The sequence below is a fragment of the Haloferax sp. AS1 genome (assembly GCF_014530665.1).
GTDB lineage: Archaea > Halobacteriota > Halobacteria > Halobacteriales > Haloferacaceae > Haloferax > Haloferax volcanii.
In genome coordinates, this window is record NZ_SPSA01000001.1 from 2,019,476 (window position 1) to 2,040,256 (window position 20,781).

The 20,781-nt window shown below is 60.9% G+C and carries 16 protein-coding genes; 5 read left to right on the forward strand and 11 right to left on the reverse strand.

The window, feature by feature from the left end:
• Window positions 1-112: 112 nt before the first annotated feature.
• The 4 genes from agl6 to E4P24_RS10700 form a co-directional block, all read right to left on the reverse strand.
• A complete protein-coding gene (gene agl6 / locus E4P24_RS10685) occupies window positions 113-1,354 on the reverse strand; it encodes a low-salt glycan biosynthesis hexosyltransferase Agl6 (protein WP_188148482.1) in 1,242 nt (413 codons plus the stop codon).
• A 486-nt stretch (window positions 1,355-1,840) separates the two neighbouring features.
• Window positions 1,841-2,278 (reverse strand): type IV pilin, encoded by a 438-nt coding sequence (locus E4P24_RS10690; protein ID WP_144860010.1) that lies wholly within the window; start codon window positions 2,276-2,278, stop codon window positions 1,841-1,843.
• A gap of 669 nt (window positions 2,279-2,947) precedes the next feature.
• Window positions 2,948-3,109 (reverse strand): hypothetical protein, encoded by a 162-nt coding sequence (locus E4P24_RS10695; RefSeq protein ID WP_004041948.1) that lies wholly within the window; start codon window positions 3,107-3,109, stop codon window positions 2,948-2,950.
• A 282-nt stretch (window positions 3,110-3,391) separates the two neighbouring features.
• Entirely contained in the window at window positions 3,392-3,886 is a 495-nt protein-coding gene (locus E4P24_RS10700) for a hypothetical protein (protein WP_223173916.1), read from the reverse strand.
• A 125-nt stretch (window positions 3,887-4,011) separates the two neighbouring features.
• Here E4P24_RS10700 and E4P24_RS10705 point away from each other — a divergent pair, with 125 nt between their 5' ends.
• Window positions 4,012-4,296 (forward strand): hypothetical protein, encoded by a 285-nt coding sequence (locus tag E4P24_RS10705; RefSeq protein WP_008605530.1) that lies wholly within the window; start codon window positions 4,012-4,014, stop codon window positions 4,294-4,296.
• A 394-nt stretch (window positions 4,297-4,690) separates the two neighbouring features.
• Window positions 4,691-5,665 (forward strand): CARDB domain-containing protein, encoded by a 975-nt coding sequence (locus E4P24_RS10710; RefSeq protein WP_188148483.1) that lies wholly within the window; start codon window positions 4,691-4,693, stop codon window positions 5,663-5,665.
• Between the two features lie 161 nt (window positions 5,666-5,826).
• Here the strand turns inward: E4P24_RS10710 and E4P24_RS10715 are convergent, their stop codons facing one another.
• The 4 genes from E4P24_RS10715 to E4P24_RS10730 form a co-directional block, all read right to left on the reverse strand.
• Window positions 5,827-6,447: a TetR/AcrR family transcriptional regulator gene (locus E4P24_RS10715; protein WP_004041952.1), complete on the reverse strand. Its 621-nt coding sequence runs from the start codon at window positions 6,445-6,447 to the stop codon at window positions 5,827-5,829.
• Between the two features lie 178 nt (window positions 6,448-6,625).
• Window positions 6,626-7,738 carry a tubulin-like protein CetZ6 gene (gene cetZ6, locus E4P24_RS10720; RefSeq protein ID WP_188148484.1) on the reverse strand — a complete coding sequence of 371 codons (1,113 nt, stop codon included), beginning with the start codon at window positions 7,736-7,738 and terminating at the stop codon, window positions 6,626-6,628.
• Window positions 7,739-7,858: 120 nt separating this feature from the next.
• Window positions 7,859-10,378 (reverse strand): RND family transporter, encoded by a 2,520-nt coding sequence (locus E4P24_RS10725; RefSeq protein WP_004062810.1) that lies wholly within the window; start codon window positions 10,376-10,378, stop codon window positions 7,859-7,861.
• Between the two features lie 3 nt (window positions 10,379-10,381).
• Window positions 10,382-11,950, reverse strand: coding sequence for a COG1361 S-layer family protein (locus E4P24_RS10730; protein ID WP_233509312.1), 1,569 nt, complete (start codon window positions 11,948-11,950; stop codon window positions 10,382-10,384).
• 501 nt (window positions 11,951-12,451) lie between these two features.
• Here E4P24_RS10730 and E4P24_RS10735 point away from each other — a divergent pair.
• Entirely contained in the window at window positions 12,452-13,984 is a 1,533-nt protein-coding gene (locus E4P24_RS10735) for a hypothetical protein (protein ID WP_115891520.1), read from the forward strand.
• 459 nt (window positions 13,985-14,443) lie between these two features.
• Complete coding sequence (csg, locus tag E4P24_RS10740) at window positions 14,444-16,906, forward strand: HVO_2072 family ArtA-dependent S-layer glycoprotein (RefSeq protein ID WP_115891427.1); 2,463 nt, start codon at window positions 14,444-14,446, stop codon at window positions 16,904-16,906.
• 370 nt (window positions 16,907-17,276) lie between these two features.
• Here csg and E4P24_RS10745 read toward each other — a convergent pair whose 3' ends face one another.
• Entirely contained in the window at window positions 17,277-17,798 is a 522-nt protein-coding gene (locus E4P24_RS10745) for a hypothetical protein (protein WP_223173919.1), read from the reverse strand.
• Between the two features lie 66 nt (window positions 17,799-17,864).
• Window positions 17,865-18,032 (reverse strand): helix-turn-helix domain-containing protein, encoded by a 168-nt coding sequence (locus E4P24_RS19040; RefSeq protein ID WP_223173920.1) that lies wholly within the window; start codon window positions 18,030-18,032, stop codon window positions 17,865-17,867.
• 674 nt (window positions 18,033-18,706) lie between these two features.
• Between E4P24_RS19040 and E4P24_RS10750 the strand changes: the two genes are divergently transcribed.
• The gene (locus tag E4P24_RS10750; protein WP_006601228.1) at window positions 18,707-20,284 is read left to right on the forward strand and encodes a hypothetical protein; all 1,578 of its coding nucleotides are present in this window, start codon (window positions 18,707-18,709) and stop codon (window positions 20,282-20,284) included.
• Window positions 20,285-20,591: 307 nt separating this feature from the next.
• On the opposite strand, the gene E4P24_RS19320 is transcribed toward E4P24_RS10750, so the two are convergent.
• Window positions 20,592-20,771: a hypothetical protein gene (locus E4P24_RS19320; protein WP_147298721.1), complete on the reverse strand. Its 180-nt coding sequence runs from the start codon at window positions 20,769-20,771 to the stop codon at window positions 20,592-20,594.
• Window positions 20,772-20,781 lie beyond the last annotated feature (10 nt).

A 20,781-nucleotide genomic window follows, 5' to 3' on the forward strand; every position in this document is an offset into this window, starting at 1 on the left:
CATCCGTCAGGTTGTTCGTCGTCTTCTCCACACGACTAGTTATTTACTCAAAGACACAGAAAGTGAGGATTGACCGTCTCACTCATGGGTTGGCAGCCGAACTGCCACTATTTCATGCGTCAACCGACCCCAACAGGAACGACCCAAAGACCATCTGCAGGCCAACCACGACGGCCACGGTCGCCACGACGTCGGCAACCGCAATCGGGAGCGCACTGAATCCACTGGTCACCCAGTTGAACGCCAAGAACCCACCGTACGCCAACCCAGCAAGGAACACCACAGACCCGATCGTCGCCCCTCTTTCAAGCGAAATTCGCTCGGTGAACCAGGTCGTAAACGGATCCGAAGCCCCGCGAACCGGATCCGAAGACACCGTCGAGAAGGCCCCGAACAGCATCAACTGGAAGCCGGCGAGCGTCAGCAGGCCACCACCAATCCCGGTGTGAATCCCGAACTGCGCCCCACCGAGCTCCACACCGCTCCAGGCCAACACCAGCGCCAACACGCCAATCACAGACAACCCGAAGCCGGGAGCCGAAAACAGATACCCCGGCGCGTTCACGAGCATGAACCGGACGTGTCGCCACCCGTCGGGGAAGCTCTCCAGATTCGCCTCGCCCTCGCGGGGGTGGTAGGTAATCGGCTTTTCTTTAATCTCCAAGTCCTTCGCGCCGGCCTCCATAATCATCTCGCTGGCGAACTCCATGCCCGTCGACGAGCAGTCCATGGTCTCCCAGGCGTCGCGGCTAAACACGCGCATCCCACTGTGCGCGTCACTGACGCCAGCGCCGTAGAAGACGTTCAAGAACTTCGTCAACAGTGGATTCCCGACGTGTTCGTGCAGCGGCGGCATCGACCCGGGGAGAATCTCGCCCTCCAGTCGCGACCCCATGGCCATGTCGGCGTCGCCGGAGCGAACCATGTTCAACAGCTTGGGAAGCTCCTCGAAGTCGTAGGTGCAGTCGGCGTCGCCCATGGCGATGTAGTCGCCGCGGACGCGCTCGAAGGCGTACAGATACGCGTAGCCGTAGCCCTTGCCGTCGGGCTCGATGACAATCGCCCCATTTTCCGCCGCAATCTCGGGCGTGCGGTCGGTCGAGCTGTCCGCGACGACGACCTCGCCGTAAATCTGCATGTCTTCGAGGGCGGCTTTGACCCACTCGATACACTGGGCGATGCCACCCTCTTCGTTGAGGGTTGGCATCACGACCGAGAGGGTGGGTGCGATATCACTGTCTGCGGACAGCAGTAGCTCGTCACCGCTGAGGTGGATGTCCGAGGCAGACTGCCCGTTCGTCGCTCCCTGCTGTGGAGCGTCTACGGGGGATTCTGATTGGGATCTCGTGCTCATTTACTGGATTCCTCCGTGTCACTAGTGGGTGTGCCTGCGAGGGGCTGCAAGCGTACACACTCCGAGTTGACGCGTACTATCAGATAGACGAAAGCACACCTATAAAGAATTTGGCCTCTTACGACTTCCAGGATATCCTAGGACTTACGAGACCTCTATAGTGAGAGCCACGGACCGAGGAGTTCAACCGCAAAACCCACAGGTATGTCATCAAAAAATCTCTGTATTTCCACGACTGTTCAGGACGGGTCGAGGATATCCACGCGCTGTGACGCCGAGGCTGAGCGGTCGCCGCGGCCGAACTCGCACCGAGTCGTCGGTGTGCGTCGAGCGCGGCACAACCGCCTGACGACGGCGTGTCGCTCGTGGTCTCCCGCGGCGTACCGGTGCGTTTGGGACCACAGCACTAACGGACATATGGCTGTTTTATCTAGCTGCTGTTACTGCTCGTCGACACGCTCGCAAAAAAGTCGGTCAGTGGTTCGTTCAGCCGTTGTACGTCCAGCTCTGGAGCGTCGAAGAGCTGGAGCCGGAGTCGGAGGTCCAGATAATGCGGACCGTTTCGCCGGAGTCGAACGAGCTGCCGTTCGCAGTGACGGTAATCGAGCTCCCTGCGGTGATTTCGGTCGCTGAACCGTCGATGTCCGCCCAGGTGTCGCCGTCGTCACCCACGGGTCCCGAGATAGAGACGCTGTCTGCATCAATCGAGGTTCCGCTTTCGTGGGTAATCGTGAGGTCTCCTGACGTGTTGGTGTAGTCGAAGTCGAAACTCGCTTGCGGCGACGTTTCGCTGACTTGGTCGCCGAGACCGAGGACGAACGTGCCGATGACGGCCGCGAGAATGACCGTAATCGCGACCATGAGAATCACACCGATAACCGGTGAGACGGCGGAATCGTCGTTGAAGAGAGTCGTGAGTTGCATTGGAAATTCCTGCGCCCGGACAGGGAGTGGTCGACGCGCGATGCCGACAGTCGAAGCGACGTTCCGTTCGGCGCTCGTCGACGATGTGACCACCTGCGGGGCTTAGATAGCCATTCGAACGGCTTGCTATTAAAAGCAGATTGAGCAATCGTAACATAGCACGGGCGGTCTGCACCGGGGTCGTCGCGAGTCGGCCGACGCGGGCCGCGCCTGCCGTCCGCTCATCGTCGTCAATCGGTGGCGGTCCATCCGTTGTGGCAGTCACCACGCACGCGACCGCATCGGCAACGAGCGAACGCTGTGTGGGGACACTTTGACGACCAAAATTCTCAGATACAGATATATAATCTACTTCTGATGAATAAAATCTGACTCCAAATCCGTCATCTGAATATGTATGAAAAATCGAATTTAAACACGAATATTCTCTAAAAACATACACTATATAGGGGGAATACGTAGTCAAAATCGAATATCTGAACACACTACTCATGCTCTCCTACTGTAAATTATATCTGGGAAGCGATTAGATTCAAAATTAATCAGAATATTTACGATTTCCATCACGGCCGGCGTGCGACGCGAGATGACTCGTCGGTCGCCTAGCCAGTCGTCTCGGCGGGAGACCCACAACACGCGGGACCGGCCCCGGTTGCGGTGAGAAGAGCGTCAGTCGGCGTCGTTCTGTTCCGTTCGGTCAGCCACTCCGTCCCACGCACAGAGTTGCAGCGCGTTCCGGAGGTGGAAGTCTTTCTCGTCGGGATCGTCCGTTTCGAGCGCTTTGTAGAGGTGATCTTTGGTCTGCTCGACGAACCGGGACGGCCCACTCATCGCTGTGACGCCCCCATATCAGTCGTTCCCTGCCCAGGGACATCCCGAGTGCCGCGACGTACCAAATTGTACAACCCAACCATCATGTCTAATAGCCAATCTAATCTAAAAAGTGTTTCTAGACCGTCTACCTCTTACGTGCTGTCTTCTCGGTGCGTCCTGATTCAAGCCGGGGCACTGATAATTCTGCGACACGAAGACGCGAAGACCTGACTCCCAGTCGGCTTGAGACGGTTGAACTGGGACGCGGCCCGAGTTGGCCGAGGAAACCGGACCGTAGTACTAGTCTCGGGCGAACCCGATCTGGTAGTAATCGGGCGTTTCGGGGCAATCTTTTTTCTTTCGCGTCCAGCGGTACGTGCTGTCCGTGTCGATGCTGTTGTCTCGCGTGTAGATTCGGAGCAGTTCCCCTTCGAGCGGGCCGCTCTCGTATTTGAAGTTCCACCACGGGAACGGGAGCGCGCCGCCTTTCCCCGGGGGGAACCGTCCGCCTTGGCCGTTACACCGGAACGGAAGCGAGTCATCGCGACAGGAGCCGTCGGGCGTCCGGTTGTCGCACGTTTCGGCTTCGAGAATGACGAACGACTCCTCTGGGTAGTACTCGTCTTCCTTGACGACCGCTTGGCCGCCTTTGCCGTTGGCGGCTGCTGTCCCCGTGGCGAGGAAGAGCGCCCCCGCACCGGCTGACGCTTGCAGCACCCGTCGGCGCGAGACTCCCTCGGAGCCAGACGTCTCCCGGTCGGCGGCCGACGTATCCGGCGAATTTGACAGTGGCATCATACAGCCCACTCGGACGACGCTAATCAAGATTCCGTCAGACAGCTGTTCGCTGGCTGTCGTGTCGAGCCCGACGCCATATTTATAATGATTGTTGATGAATTACATGGTGGAGGTCGCTACGGATGTACAATCAACACGGGGGAGTGCCCGACGATGACCAATCAACACAGCAAGTAATCCAACCCGCGGAGATTAACGCGACTGAGCACTACGTTTGTAGCCTCATCGGTCTCGTCACTATGGTCGGAGTGGTCGTTCTCTTTACTCCGCTTTTGGTCGCACTCACGCGACCCTTCCAGCAACTGTCGGCTACCGCCTTCGTCTTCGTCCTCGCGACGGTCTGGTTGCTCGTCTGGCTGGGGACGGAACTGGTATGGGAATGGCAAACCGGACGACTCTTCCACTGAGTCGCTTTTCAGCTAATCTCGGTCGTGAGCGGCGGGAAAGCACGCCGACATCGGCTACTTGTCAATTATTCATCGAATCCACCGAGTCCTCCCTCACTGAGTATTAGGCTGGCCTAAAAACCGGTGGCTTTTTATTTATTTAGGCAAGCCTAAAGTCTGCATGACAGCGAAAATCGACCGCGAAACGGGAGGAATAGTTGGATTAGTAATGCTTCTTTGTTTACTCACGGTCGGAAGTGTGGTGGGTGCTGCGGCAGCGGCACCCGCGCATACCGCCGTTACCGGAGTGAGTGTCTCCGAGGAGGACCCCGAAACTGGCGACCGTATTATAATCACACCGACAATTAGTCATTCTGGGTCGGGGAGCGGCAGCTTCGAAGTCACGGAGGTAACGGTGGAGGACAGCTCTGGAACGAAACATAGCGAAGCGAACCAAATCGGCGTGCTCGGCGCTGGCGACACCGCCGAAGTGCCGGTGAGCGCGCGCTTCGACACTGCCGGTGATAAGCGACTGACGGTGCACGTCCGCGGTCGCTATTACGACTCCGACGGTGCGACCTCGGAAATCGTCCACCTCAAGCATCCGGTGTTCGTCACGGTCTCGGAACCGAGCACGTCGACGACGGTTCCGCCCCGCGTCCACATCGAGACGCACAACGCAGTCGCCGAGACTGACACCACCGTGACCGTCACGGTGTCGAACGGTGACGACGAGGCGCTGACGGACCTGTCGCTTCGACTCGACTCGGTTGACGGCGAAATGCAGAGCCGGACCGCGATCACGCCGGTTCTCGCCGCGGAGAACTCGACGACCTACGAGTTCACGGTCGAACCGTCCGAGGCGGGCGAAACCGCGCTCAAGGCGACGCTCCGCTACAACGACGGCGAATCCGTCGAAGCGTTCGACACCGTCCAGGTCGAGTCGCTTCGGGACGACGTGTCGGTCTACGCGACCGCCTTCGAGGAAAACGACACGGTCTCCGTTCGGTACCGCGTCACCAACCACGGGAACGCACCCATCGACGACGTCGTCATCTCGGGCGTGTCGAACGAGTCGCAGCTCCCGACCACCACGCTCCAGTCGGTCGATGCCGCGACTTCGAAGACGGTCGTCGTCGACGTGAACGAGCGCCCGTCGAGCACCGCAACGGTCGCGGCAACCTACGACATCGGCGAGACGTCTGGCCGGGCGACGCAGTCGGTGCAGTTCGATTCGTCGGCAAGCGCCTCGGGCACGAACGCGCTCACCGTAAACCTCGGCAGCGCAGACCCGTCGAACACGTCGACGTTCCTCCTGAGCGGCTTCTTCGGCGGGCTCGTGGTGACCGCGCTGTTGTTCACTGGCCGCCGGTGGGTCCGAGACGACTGAGAGCTGAGCACTGAGCCCGCACACTCCCGTCGGTCGGTCCCCGCTGTCCCTCCCGTCGCCGTGACGACCCTTCTTTCCGACATTCGACAGCAAGCGACCCGCGACTGTCACCTCCCGTAACGCACTCGCACTAGCTGCCAGCACCGCGTGTGCCGTCGAACTCAGCGGTAAATCCGATCAGCGAGGTGCTCTTGAATCTCGCTGTGCAGCAGTTCGCTATCGATTGACTCTGTCGTTGCTTGCCGAAACAGGACCCCATCGACGAATGTGATGATGTGCTCGCTCGTCCGCTCCGGATTCACCGGCTTGAACTCGCCTTGGTCGATTCCTGCTTCGATTGTTTCGGTGAGCCGCCGTTTGATGTCTTCCTCTGAGTCGGTGAAAATGGCTCGATAATCCGGATTCGAAATCGATTGCGTCCGTAGTTCGACGTACGTCTTTGCGAGCTGTGTCAGCTCCGTCTCCGACTCACACCCCACCGGCGGAATCGTGATAAACAGCGTCAAAAAGTGTTCGAGCTCGTCACGGGGTGTTGTCTCTTCCTGCCCGAATATCTGCTCAAGAAACCGCTCGTGAGCGACATCGAGGAACTCTGCCAGCAATGACTCCTTGTCGTCGTAGTAGTGGTAGATAACCGATTTGCTGATGCCGACCCGGTCAGCGATTTGCGAGATGGAGATCCCATTGTATCCGGACTCGAGTAATATCTGGTGGGTCGCTTCGAGGATCGCCTGCTGTGTCTGGTGGCGATCGGAGTCTGCTGAATCCGAGAAGTAGGTCATAAATTCCGTTATCGTCAGTACGAGGCTAACGAAGCTAGCGCCGATTCGAAGTTAAACGTGTCGTTAGCTGGGACAGCAGTCCGAGAAATCGCGCAACTCAGCGCGGTCGTGGGGCGACCCCCAGTGTTCGCCGCCGCTCTGTGGCGCCGTCTCGCGACGTTTATCGACCCCCGTGCGTTCACGCGTCGCCCGAGTCACCTGCGTCCGCAACGGCTTGGAGCGCGGTCAACTGTGCTGTCGGGTTAATCCCGCCGAGGAGGACTAACACGCCGAGGGCGTCCGCATCCGGCCGGGGGTCGTCGCCGTTCCGAACCTCCAGACTCCCCGTCTGCTCTTCGATCCAGCCTTGGTTCTGACTAATCGCGTCTCGGTTGAGCCATGCCGGTCGCCCGGTGATAACGAGCAGGCCGCGGGACGCAGAGCCGATATCGCAGGAGAGCGTCAGCTGTCCGCGGACGGCTTCCCGCGTCTGTGTCGTGATTCGGTTGAGCGAGTCGATCTGGTCGACGGACTCGGCGTCGTCGCCGACGAGTCGCTTGAGACGCCCCACCACGCTCGTATCGCGCGGCGGGAGCGGGCGCTCGGAGTACCCCAGCGTTGCGAGTCCGCCGCCGCGAAGTGTGTTCATGATCTCCGAGGCGTCGACGACGCTCGCGCCGACGTCGTCGGCGGTCGTGACCTCGCCCGCTGCGAAGAGCGTGCCGAGACGGCGTGCGAGCTCCGCGTTGAGCGTGTCGTACGTCTCGTCGGAGATCGGTTCGTCTTCGTTTTTGACCCACGCCGCCGTGTCGAAGCCGAAGACGTGGTCGGTCTTCGACACGAGCTGGCGGAGCGACCGCAACGTGTTCGACGCGCGCTGTTGGTCCGTCGTCGCCGTCGAGAAGATGCCGACGCCGTACACCGGCTGGTCGTACACCTCCGAGAGCCGATCGGCGAGCACCGCGGCGGTCGGGCCGCCGGTCCCGCCGCCGAGACCGGCACAGACGACGAAGGCGTCGCTCGCTGCAATCGGCGCGTCGTCGGTCGGTTCGAGGAGTTTTCGATGCTCGTCTGCGGCGGCGGCAGCGCCGCGCTCGGCGTCACCGTCGAAGCCTTGTCCGTTGGTTTCGGTCGCACCGAACAGCACGCGTGCGTCTTCGGGAATCAGCTCTAAGGCGTCGAGGTCGGCCGCGGTCGTATCGCAGGCGGCCGCGCCGCTGATGAAATCCGGCTTGCGCTGTCGTTCGTACTCCAGCAGTTGTTCGACGACTCTCCCTCCTGCCTTCCCTGCTCCAAAGCAGAACACGTTCATGTTGTCTGCTCTGCGACGTACCGAGCGAAAAAAATCCCGGTCTCCCGCGGCTTCGCGCGACGCCCCGTTGGACTCCGGGACGTGCCGGCGGTTCGGCTTTCAGCGTGAGCGTCGTCGGGGTTACACCGCACCGCCGGCGCCGTCCGGGCCGCTCGCCGCGTCGGTCGACTCGGCGTCCTCGCCGTGGACGAGTCGCGCCCAGACGACGAGTGCCGGCGGTAAGACGACGAGCGATGCCACGTACGAGTACAGAATCGAGACCCCGGTCAGGAGCCCGAACTGCCCCAGAATCGGCGTGATTGCGATGACGAGCACGCCGATGCCGGTCACCGTCGTCAGCATGCTGCCGGTCAGCGCACCGCCGGTCCCGCGCACCGTGTCGGTCAGCGCGGCGAACACGTCGGTTCCCTTGTCGTACTCCTCGGCGAAGCGGTGGACGAGGTGTGCGGAGTAGTCGATGCCGAGACCGATACCGATCGATAGAATCGTCCCGGTCATCACGTTGAACGGGATGTCGAGATACCGCATCGTCGTGGCGATAGCGGCGACGGTCACGACGATTGGGACCAGATTCACCACGCCGAGCGAGGGCCGCCCTTCCAGCAGGGCGTAGATGAGGACCAGGAAGACCGCCGAGCCGGCGAGTGCGAGCACAAGGCTGATGAACGCCGACTGGGCGATGACGTCGGAGACGGCTTTCAGGATGACGACGTTCCCGGTGGCCGTCGCTTCCACGCGATAGCGGTCCGCGACCGTGCGCGTGTCTTCGGTCACGTCGGCCTGGCTGGCGTCGGATTCGACCGCGTACTCGACGCGCGCGGAGGTGTAATCGTCGGTGATGTAGTTGAGCGCCTGGTCGCGGGCCGGCGACGCGAGGAGCGCGTCGTATATCTGCTTGAGGTTGTCGTCGGGGATGCCGTTCGCGTCGCGGTCGTTCCGCGCGACGAGCGCCGCGAACTCGGGGTCCCGCTCCGCGTAGCTCTGGATGACGGTGACGATACTCGTCTCCCGCGCGTGGCCGTCGTCGACGACGAAGCTGTCGGGGGGGCTGTTCCCCGCCCGCCAGATGGATTCTAAGGTACCGCCGTCCGTAAGCGACCCCTCGACGTACACCGTCGTGACGTCTTCCTCGCCGGTCTGGAAGTTGTCTTCGAGGAAGTTCGTCGTCTCGGTCACGGTGTAGTCACGCGGTTGTAGCTGTTGGGGGAACAGTTCGAGATACTCCGGGTTGTCCTCCGGCGGGAGGAACGAATCCTGCGTGAAGCGACTGTCGACGCCCGACCCGTAGTACCCCATCCACGCGGTACTCACGACCAGCAGGACGAGGAACGCCTTCGGGGCGAGGCGCGCGATGTGAATCCCGACCGGGAGAATCTTCCCGAGGACCGAGTCTTCCGCACCGAGTGGTTCGGACCCGAACTCGGGGAAGCCGACCCGCTCTCGGAGGCTGTCGAGATACACCTTCGCCGCCGGCAGGAAGATGCCGAAGATGAAGAAGGTAAACACGATGCCGACGGCCGCGACGATACCGAAGTCGCGGATGGGCCCGAGTTCGCTCGACGCGTTGGCCGCGAAGCCGATGACCGTCGTCCCCGTCACGATAGTGAACGCGACGAGAAGTTGGTCGGTCGCCGTCCGCATCGACTCGTGGATGCCGAAGCCCTCGGTCCGCTCTTCGCGGTAGCGATTGATGGCGTGAATCCCGAAGTCGATGCCGACCGCGAGGAGAAGCGGCGGCACCGCGATGAGCATCTGTGAGAACGCGATTCCGGCCAAGCCCATGAAGCCGAACGTCCAGAGGACGGCCATCGCCAGCGAGATGACCCCGATCAGGAGGTCGATTGGGTCGCGGTACGCGAACACCAAGAAAAACAGGATCAAGACGACCGCCGCCGGCACGACGAGCGCGAGCGAATCGCCGATGACCGAGGAGAACTCCTCGGAGAGGATTCCGCTGCCGAACACCCGGATATCCCCGCCGACGGAGCCGACGATGAACTCGGCGTGTCGTTGAATCTCCGTCAGCGGACTGTCGCCGCCCGTCCCGGCCGAGTCGGACACCTCCGTCGTGAGCGAGTGCGTGACGATGCCGATCGTCGCGGACGCCGACGCGGAACGCGCGTTGAAGTCCTCGCTCAGACTCGACCGAACCGACGGGTTTTGTTCGACGGCGACTTGGACTGCGCGGTCGATTTCCGTCGGCGTCGCCTGTTCGACGGCGTCGATCTCTTCGTCGATGGTTGTCGCCGAGGGGTCTATGGCTCTGGCGACGGCGCGGGCGACGCTCGTCGTCTGTACGACAGATAGCTCGGGATTGGCCTGCAACCGCTGTTGAGCCTTGAGCATCCTGAGTAGCTCGGGCTTCGACAGGACGTTCGACCCCGATTGGATGAGCTGTGTCGTACCGGTGTCTTCCTCGAACGTCACCCGCTCGAAGTTGTCGTTGACCTCTTCGAACGCTTGGTACGCGGCGACATCTTCGGTAAACTGACTGGTTCCAGACGAGGTTCCAGACTGTCCGAGTCCGGCGGAAAACCCCGCCGAAAGCAGTAAGAAGACGAGGAGCACCGTCTTCGGCTGGTCGACTATCCAGCCGTCGACGACGTCGATGTAGTGCTGGTAATCGATCTGGAGGTCCATTAGTTACTCGTCCGTGTTGAAGCGCCGCCAGCCGAACACACCGAGCACGCCGATAACGATGACTGCACCGACGATTAGCCCGACCGGGAGGCCGCCGCCCTCTGACTCGATTACTTCGATGGGCGTGGTGTACGTCTGGGAGACTTCCGTGTCACCGTCCGGCATCTCGTACTGGAAATCGAACGAGACCGGGTAGCGCTTCGGCAGCGCGTTGGCCCCGGCGCTCAGCGCAATGGTGAACTCTTCGGATTCGCCCGGCGGGAGTTCGCTGATGATTCCCTCGTCGTTGCCGCTACTGAGCGGGTCGCTGACGAACGCCTTCGCTTCGATGTTCGTGAGCGGCTCGTCGCCGTTGTTGGTGACCCGAACGCGGAGCGCTCTCTCACTGCCCGCTTCGATGGTGTTGTTGACGACTTCGACGACGAAGCGGTCCCGATGCGGCGCGATTTCGGCGTTGGTCGTGAGACTGTCGCTGACCCGCGTGTTGCCGCGGCTGTTGCGGTACGCCACCGAGAGGTTGAGCTGTTGGACGTTCGCGTTCGCGGCGTCACTCACGCCGACCTCGTACGAGAAGTCGGCGCTGTCGCCGGGTTCGAGGTCCGGCAGCGCGTACTCGGACGATTCGACGTTGATGTTCGGGTTGCTCGAACTAAATCGGAGCACCGGGTCGTCGACGCGTTTCGGCCCGTCGTTGACGACCGTGCCCGAGACCGTTCCGTCCGCGCCGACGCGGAGGTTCGTGGTGACGTTTTCGAGCGAGAAGCTCTGTTCTTCGACGGGGGTGACGCCGACGTTCAACGTTCGCGACGTTCGAGCGATGCCGTCGGTGTCGGTGTAGTCGACATCGAGGTTCACCGTGTAGCCGCGAACCGTCGCGTCTTCAGCGAGCGAAACCGTGTAGTTGACCGTCCGGCGTTCACCGACAGCCCAGCGACCGACTTGCGCGGTCGAACTCTCCGAGGCCGTTCCGAACACGAGTTCGTCGCTGCGGGAGGTCGCCGTCACGCTCGCATCGGTCGCGGCGCGGGTGCCGGTGTTCTCAATCGTCACCGAGAGGTCGCCGGTGTCTCCGACCTGTGCGGTCGTTTCCGTCTCGACGACTTCGAACCGTGGCTGGTCGCGCACGCGAACCGTCACGTAGTGGGTTCTCGTCCGCGTGTTGTCCGTGTACTCGGCCCCCGACGGGTCGTAATCGACGAGTCGGGTGTACGTGTACGACACCTCGACCGGGATTCGATACGTCCCGGGGGTCGCGTTCTCGGAGACCGTGATATCTATCGGCGAGAGGTCGACGGTCCCCGTCGGGACGTTTCCAGCGCCGATTGTGCCGGTGTTAATCTCGACCGGGGCGTCCCCCGGGCGTGCCTCGACCGTGACGCCACGGGCCGTTGTCACGCGACTCTCGTATCGTTCCGGACCCGATTGGTCGATCTCGCCGTTGTTTCGGAGCGTGAGCCTGAGCTGGGACTGCGTTCCGGGCTCGAACTCACTCGTCGACGTGAAGACGTCGATATCGGGAGAGCCGTACACTTGCCCCGAACTGGCAGTCTGGGCGACCGCCGGGGTAACCATAGACGTAGTCAACACGAGAGCGAGACCGAGAGTCAAAAGCGTAGAACGGAGGGTGTCTCTGTGCATCAGTACGTCTCAGACGTGTGAATGAGAACGGTAGTTGAACAAGACTGCGCGCGCCCCGATACCTGTGTATACATCTCTACTAACAGTAGCGACACACAACTAATATCTTTTGTGGATATCGGTCGGTGAATCGACAATAAACCCCCGAATGATGGGGGTAGCGAACGTCAAAAGAGGGTATTCGGGACCGACATACGCTCTGTACGTTGCGTGACATTCCTTTGCTCGAAGCGACGGACACGCTACCTGGTGCAGTTCGCCCCTCGTGTTAGCGTCACATCAAGAGTTCACCGAAAACCGGACGCACAACGGACCTGCAAGCGCGCTAAGGCGTTTGTGGACGGTGGCTGTGACAGAAAGTACTTACTACCGGACCAGATAGTCAGGGGTATGAGTCCACGGACCCGCTCGATACGAACATTATCTGTTATTTTCTTGTTGATTCTCGGGTTGACGGCGATTCCCAGCGGCGCAATCGCTGTCGATTCTGACGAATCGGCAGCTGAATCGGTACGGTTCGCGGACGTCCAACGGGTCGAACAGCAGGGTGACTTCGTAACGCGCACGCTGGTCCTCAACAACACCGACGAGGCCAGGTTCCAAATCTCAGCTGTGGAAGGTGAGTTCTCGACGACGGTCTCAGTGACTGACGGCTCCGGCGACGGTAGTGTCACCGTGGTGTTCGACACGCAACAAGCGGATAATCCTGACGCTGCATTCCGAGTGGCGGACGCAAACGACACCGTCTCGGTCCTCACGCGGCCGAGCAAGACCAGCCAAACGACACTCCCGACAGGTCGGTACAGCGTGATTGCCTCTGCCGGCCACACCCGGATTGCGGACCGACTCTGGATCGAACCCCCATCGGTTCGTGGGAGTGCGGTGTGTTCAGTACCGGCCTCCCAGCAGCCCAGCCACATCGACTGTGCCGATAGAGTACGCGAGACTGGGTCCCCGTCCGTCGTTGCAGTCGGTGATGATGCAGTCGTGCAGTACCGTGTGAGTGGACTCGAAAGTGCCGTTCAGCAACCCGCTCCCGGTACGCAACCGGTGTTCGCACGCAATGCGTCCACGAGCGCGCACACGACACACGTTGTACAGTGGTCGCCAGAGAGTGACGCTCGTACGGGCCAAACGCTTCGGATTACCTACCGCGGGGGTCCGTCTCCCTCGCTGCACAGCTCACAGCTGGTCGACCACATTGGGATTGATACGGATGCCGACGGTGAGATCGACCGGTCGCTCAGAACCGCCGTCAATCGGTATCAGGTCACGTCTACTGGCGGGCTGACAGTCGCGTTCGACGAACCGATAACAGTCGCGGACAACGAGACACTGCTGTTCGAATACCACGTCGTCAACCCCCGTACGGAAGGCGTAAGCGATGCTTCGGTATCGTTCGGAGGCGAGACCATCCACAGTAGTCTCGAATACGCACCGAATGGTCTCGGTAACGTGGGTCCCGGTGTCGACCTCCGGGTTGAGAGCTCCGAGATGGATCTCATCTCCCCACAGACGGTGTTCGATGTCGCATACGATGCGGAGACCGACAGCCTCAACGTCGTCGCTGACTCCGCCCGCTTGGAAACCGGGACGTACAACGTGACGGTCGCAATCGACAGCGATATCCACGCCGACGGCGAGCAAGTCGTACTGACTGAAGCGTTCACGGTCGCCGAACCGTCGGTAGATGACCTCTCGGCCACCATGTCCGACACGAAGCTTAACGTCTCGGCACGGACCAACCTCGCCCCACAGACCAAGATGGATATCGATCTCACGATGTCGCAGGAAGGAACCACGTATTTCTCGCGGTGCCTGACGACGGTCGGCAAGAACGGCGTCGTCACTTGTAGCTTCGCTCCGCCAGGAACCGGCTCTGCGAACGTCTCGATTAGCTACAACGACACGGTCGTCGCGGGACCGGAAGAAATCGAAATCGAGTCGAACGTGACCACTCGCGGGTGACGCTCTTCCACGCGGTACTGCCGTCGGCTCGCGACTGAAGCTGTGGTCTGTCCGTGGATTCTCGGTCTGACTCGTCTCGGCGGTCGTGGTCTCTTTTCTTGCGTCTCGTGGACCTGTCGAGGGTGAGGCTGCCGTCGTCGTCACGACCGCTCTTGTCGTGTCGTTGTCGGTGGTCGGATTAGTTCGATGCTCGGTGGCGGTCGGGTTCTCGGTCGTCTGCTCCGAGAGTGTTGGCCGGAACCGTCCGCTGACTCTGACTGTATTGTTGCGTGCGGGCGGGCCCGCGTCCGGACGCCAAGTGGAAGACGAAAACGGGGACAGCGACCAAACATGCAATAGAAACAGAAAGCATTTACCAAGGCCGCTTATATCGTTCTACCGTACCCCTGCCCATCCCCCGCTAGTAGGGATCCGCGTTATAGCGAACTGCGCGGAAAATACTGGCGCTACAAGTACACTATGACAAAGCTCAAAGATCAAACGCGTGCGATACTTCTCGCCACGCTGATGGTAACTTCCGTCTTTGCGGGAGCCATCGCGTTCACGGGAAGTGCCGCCGCGGAGCGTGGAAATCTCGACGCTGACAACGAAACGTTCAACAAGACAATTGCATCCGGCGACCGCGTCTTCCTCGGTGAGGAAATTGACACGGACGCCGGCCTCGGTGCTTCGGAGCCGCTTCTGACGGGTGTCTCGGGCAACGCGGAAGGTATCTCCCTTGACCTTACCTCGCCCATCCCGCAGAGTTCGGAGAACCAGCCGCTTGGTACGTACTCCGCTGACGGCAACAGTGGTTCGGCCAACGTCACGCTGCTGGCGCCGCGCATCACCGACAGCGAAATCGTGACGGCCTCCGGTGGCGACGTCACCGGCTCCGCCATCAGCTCGGACGACGCTGACGAACTCTACGTCAACGCGAACTACAACTACGAGTCCGCCGAGAAGGTCACGGTGACCGTCGAAGATCCGAGCGGAACGGACATCACCAACGAGGTCCTGACCAGCTCCAGCGACATCATCAACGACAGCACGGTTGACTCGCAGAACGGTGCCCAGATCGACATGTCCGGTCAGGACGCTGGCGAGTACACGATCATCCTCGAAGGCGCTGAAGACCTTGACTTCGGTGACGCTTCTGAGACGATGACCCTCACGATCTCGTCGCAGGACGAGGTCGGCCTCGAACTCGACAGCGAATCCGTGACGCAGGGTACTGACGTTCAGTACACCGTCACGAACGGCATCGACGGCAACGAGCACGTTGTCGCTATCGACCTCTCCGACCTCCGGAACGACGCCACGACGGAACAGGCCAAGGCGGTCTTCCGTAACATCGGCGACACCTCGGAAGTCGGCATCGCGAACAGCAGCGCTACGAACGCGAGCGGCTCCGCCACGGGCCCGACCGTTGAGACTGCTGACATCGCGTACGCAGTCGTCGAAATCGACGGCGCCAGTGCAGTTGGCGGCGTTGAAACGCAGTACCTCGACGACAGCGACGTCGACATCGAAGTCTACGACGCTGGTGTGAGCGCGACTGCAGCAGTCGATCAGGACGCGACGAACGACATTACGCTCACCGTCGAAGAAGGCGGTGCATCCCTTTCGAGCCCGACCGGTCAGTACGTCGTTGGCTCGGAAGTCGACATTAACGGTACGGCTACCAGCTCCGACAGCGTCGCAATCTACGTCCGCGACGATGGCGACTGGCAGCTCCTCGAAATCGGTGGCAACAACGAAATTAACGTTGACTCCGACGACACGTTCGAAGAGGAAGACGTTGCGCTCTCGGGCCTCGGCGGCGACGGTAGCAGTATCCTGTCGCTGACGGGTACCTACCGCATCGGTGTCATCGACGCGTCGGACGCTGACGTTGGCGGCGACGGTTCCGTCGACGACTCGCTTACGACGTCCGAATTCACCAGCGGTGTGAGTAGCAGTAACTCGCTCCGTGTGACCGACCAGGCCCTCACGGGTCAGTTCACCACGATCAACGGTCAGGTCGCTCCTGTCGCCTCCGGTACGGTTGACGTTAACGGTACCGCCTCCGGTGCCAACTCCGTCCTCGTCATCTTCGTCGACGAGCGCGGTAACGTCAACTACCAAGAAGTGAGCGTTGACAGTGACGGTACCTACGAGGAGGACGACATCACCGTCGGCCTCACGCAGGGCCGGATCACCGCCCACATCCTCTCGGTCGGTCGTGACGGTAACGTCGGTGACGGTTCGCTCCCGCCGGCTAGCGGCAGTGGCGACCTCTCCGAACTGATGACCTACCTTGACGATCTTGACGCAGGTAGCAACAACGGTGAGCAGGTCAACGAGCTCATCGCCTCCGAAACGGTTGACGAGACGGCGAGCGACGACCTGATCGTCACCGAGACGTTCCGTCTGGCCGAGTCCTCGACGTCCATCGACTCGATCTACCCCGACGCCGCTGAAGCGTCTGGCATCAACCCGGTTGCAACCGGTGAAACGATGGTCATCGCTGGCTCGACGAACCTCAAGCCGGACGACAACACCATCAGCATCGAAGTCACGAGTGAAGACGGTACGTCCGTCGCACTCGAAGACACTGACGAGTGGAACAACGACGGCCAGTGGATGGTCGAAGTTGACACCACTGACTTCGAGACGGGTACGTTCACCGTGGAAGCCGACGACGGCGACAACACGGACACCGTGAACGTCGAAATCGTCTCCGAGCGTGAGGACACCACGACGACGTCCTCCGACAACGCGACGGACACGACGACCACGGACGAACCCACGGAAACCACGACGACCGCAGAGCCGACTGAGACCACCACCGAGACTGAGGAGACGACCACCACGTCCTCCAACACGCCCGGCTTCGGTATCGCAGTCGCTCTCGTCGCACTCGTCGGCGCGGCACTTCTCGCCCTCCGCCGCGAGAACTAACGCCGCCGTCCCTCCTCGTCACTCCGACGAGGATGTGACGACAACAGACGAGTAATCGCCGGACTCGTTCCGGTCTTTTATTTTCTTTCCCCTACTCCACTGAGAGACATCTCCGAGAGACCGCCGTCGCTTCGCACGGAACTCAGCGACCGCCGGTGTGCAGACTCAGGGTCGTGCCGAGCGAGACGACTCGTTGCGGCCTTCCGGTGGAACGGGGGTGAATCCGGACGCCTGTGCAACCCGGTTCTGCGAAACGCGTCGTGCGACAGGAAGTCGTCGAGAGCTCAGAGTTCCTCGACCGGTAGCCAGAACGCAGAGGACGTACGGGACTCGAAAACAGCGCAGCGCCGGCCGTGCAAAGCAGGCCGTCTCACTCGGTGACAGGGAGGCTACTCGTGAGGAGCTGTAAGAACGCCTCGGCAAACGTCGTGTTTGCGCTCCAAATCGCGATTTCGGGCGCTGATCGATTGCTGCGGACGCTCAGCAGGAAACTATCCGAATCAACGAGTAGCAACCGGACCGCGTGCTCACTTTTGGACTGTTGTGGCGGGACCGACACGCTGGACACACACTCGGTCTCCCTCCACGGCTCTGCGATCTCTTGGCCGTTATTCTGGAGCAGGAGTACTGGGACCTCCCGAGAACAGCACGACCGGACCGAACTCAGGAGTTCGGCATCCGGATGCGCGAGGTCCTTGGCACCGTAGATCACTCGCGTTTCGGCTTCGTCGATGAGTTGACTGGCCCGGCCAATAATCGCCGGAGTACCCGTAATGGTCCACACGTCTTCGCTCTGTTCAGCCGACGGTGCTGTCTGCCGCTCGAGCGTCTCAAGCCGGTCGAACGCCGTGTCGCGCTTGGACTCGAACTCACGGCTGAGTTGAGACTCCACCTCGGACAGCGAGATGGGTTGGAAGACCTGTGGGTTGGCCCGTTGAACGCTGATGAACCCTCGCGATTATAACTCTTTGGCCGTCGTGTACACCTGTGACCGAGGCACGTCCGACGTCTTTGCGACCTCACGCGCCGTCCCTTCCCCGAGTTCGATAAGCGCAGTAAACACGCGGGCCTCATATGTAGATAGACCGAGTTCGATGAGTGCATCAATCGCTTCGCTGTTATCCATGGATAGACTACCTCTCGGTGACTGGTAGCGGTTTGGGTACTTGTCTCCGGTGGTTCAATCTTTCGCCGGATGGGCTCTCACGAGGGCAGTGGGGAGGTGGAGCCGTGGTTGCCAACTCGCCGGACGTGGTGCGGTGAACGTCTATACACCAAGCGCGGCGAACGGCTTCCGCGCTACGACCGTGTGCGAACACACCCGCTTGGGTTTCCACGCGCGATTCTCGCACCCACCAAGTCACACGGGCCGTCTGTATATCTCGGCACCGACCGCGGAGAGCGACTCCCGTCGGGGTGAGCGAAGTCGGGCGGGTCGGTAACCGAGATAGGGGTGCCTGAGATGTGAGTTGAGACCGAAATAGATTAGTATCGATGGCTTTGATGAGAAGAAAGGTTGGCGCTAAGCCAGCCTCTGTATGGGCAGTCATCAGTTTCGACCCGACCAGGTGTGTTAGTGGCCGGTTGTTCGATGACTGTATATGCGGGTAATCGTGTAGATTTGCGTACTCGCAACGACAGGCCAGTAACATTCCATCTTGGACGGGTGGCTCCCGACTTCGGGACCGTCTTGGCCCGCGCTCTTGGAGTCACCTCTGTTGGTCCCCCTCCGAATTTCAACGATGATAGCCGGGTGTGTAGATTTATCTTCGAAACGCTCGCTGGCTAGTGTATTCGAACATGGACTCCAAGCACGTGGGTTGGGCGGCCGCGGTTCTCCTGGTACTTTCTTTTACTGCCGGGGTGAGCGCCGCAGCGGAGCCACCAACGACAACTGGAGACGCAGCTATCGACGTCCCCGACACACACCGGCAGGTCGGGCAGAACAATTCGACTGGCCTCTCAGAGCCGAACCTGACGGTGGTCATCGACAACCGAACCGTCGCCGACGGTGACACGATTACGACCGACGATAACCCCACACTCACGGTCCGAGCAAACGGTTCGGCACCGATCGACTTGCTGGTCGTCCGCGTCGATGGAGACAGCAGACGGATATATACGCCGAACAGCACCGCGGTCAACGAAACGGCGACGCTCGATGTGAACGCCGGTGAGCACGCGCTGGAGGTGCTCGTCCAGTCGAACGGGCGGACCACCGCCCACCGGGCGACGATAATCGAGGATTCGATCGCTCCGGCGATAGTGTTCTCGTCGCCGTTCCGGACGGGCAACACCAGTATCTACGACCGCCCCGAGAACAACTACACGATCAATCGGTCGCAGATCCAACTCGATGGGACGCTTCACGACCACTCTGATGTCGAGCAGGTAACCATCGAGCTACGCTATCACGGACAGGGTATCGATGCCCCCTGGGGGTTCCGAAAACGAATCGTGATCGACGACCCGAACACGTCGATTTCCAAATCACTTCGGCTGGGACCGTTCAACGAGCAAGTGGGTGCCGGCCAAAACAGCCTCAAAATCACGGCACTCGATTCGCGCGGCCATCGCCGTCACTACAATGTCAACCTCTACGTTGAGGACGAGGACCCACCGTCGATCGAGATACTCGACCAGCGTCTGATAAACACGCGCTCGGCAGTTCGGTTGACGATTCGGGTGACGGATCAGGTCGGCATCCGCTCGGTCGGTGTTCGTCGAGGGTCGGCCGACGGGTCGGGGTTGAACTACGAGATTCAGCCGAAGCCAGTCGGGGCACGCCCTATCGAGCACACGTTCACGAAGACGATTCCGCTCGCAGGAGACAGCCGAAACATCACCATCGTTGCGGATGACGGCACCGAGAACGCGACGAAACGCGAAATTGAGGTGGACCACACGCAGCTCGTGCGACCGACGATTGAGGTCCGACCAGATACGCTTCGGGTCAGCGATAACCGCGTCCACGTCGAAGGCCGCGTGTACGATGGCCGCGTGACCAGCGTGTACGCCGAGACGGTCGGCCCCACTGGCAACACCGTCGACCTCGCTCAGATATACGGTGGGGGTGTGACCAGCGCCGTTACGATCAACGAGACACTCCAACTGGATAGCTATCCGGCACGCGTCCGGATCCGCGCAACCGACTCGACCGGGAGGGAACACATCGAGTCGGTCCAAGTCGCACAGCCAAATGCGACGGCCGACCCGGAGACCGCGTCGACGACGACCCCGGATAGCACGGTGCGGACGAACACGCCGTTACCCGGTGTCCCGTCGGAGTCTTCGTCGCAGGGACTTCTCGGAACACTCGTTGAGGCGGTCAGAAACTTGGTTTCAACAACTGCCACCGGTGAGTCCCTCGAGGTGTAACTTCTCGGGGAACGCCGAGGGCTGGGCCCGTGGCCCGTTCGATATTCGTCCACCGCCCCGCGAGCGGTCGTTCGACGTGAAGTGCTGATTCGTTCAGTAGTGCCAAATCTATTATAAATCCTCATTTTGAATACGTCTACCACATGCCCTCCGACACGGAGCCGCCGCGGACCGTACTCATGCTACTGTGTCTCGTTGCGGTCGGTGTGGGACTGACACCACTTGCGACCGCAAGCATGGGTGTCGCCTCCAACAACGATGCAGAACCGACACCGCCGGATGCAGACGTTCCGGACCATACGCTGGCTCAAGCCCAACTGTCGTCGACCACGGACACGGCGACCGAGACAGCGAACACGACGCCCACGCCCACGCCCACGACCACAGCGATGTCGACACCGTCACAGACACCAAACACGACAGCCACCGCCACGCGAACTCCCACGCGGACGGCGTCTGCAACACCAAACACGACAGCTACCGCCACACGGACGACT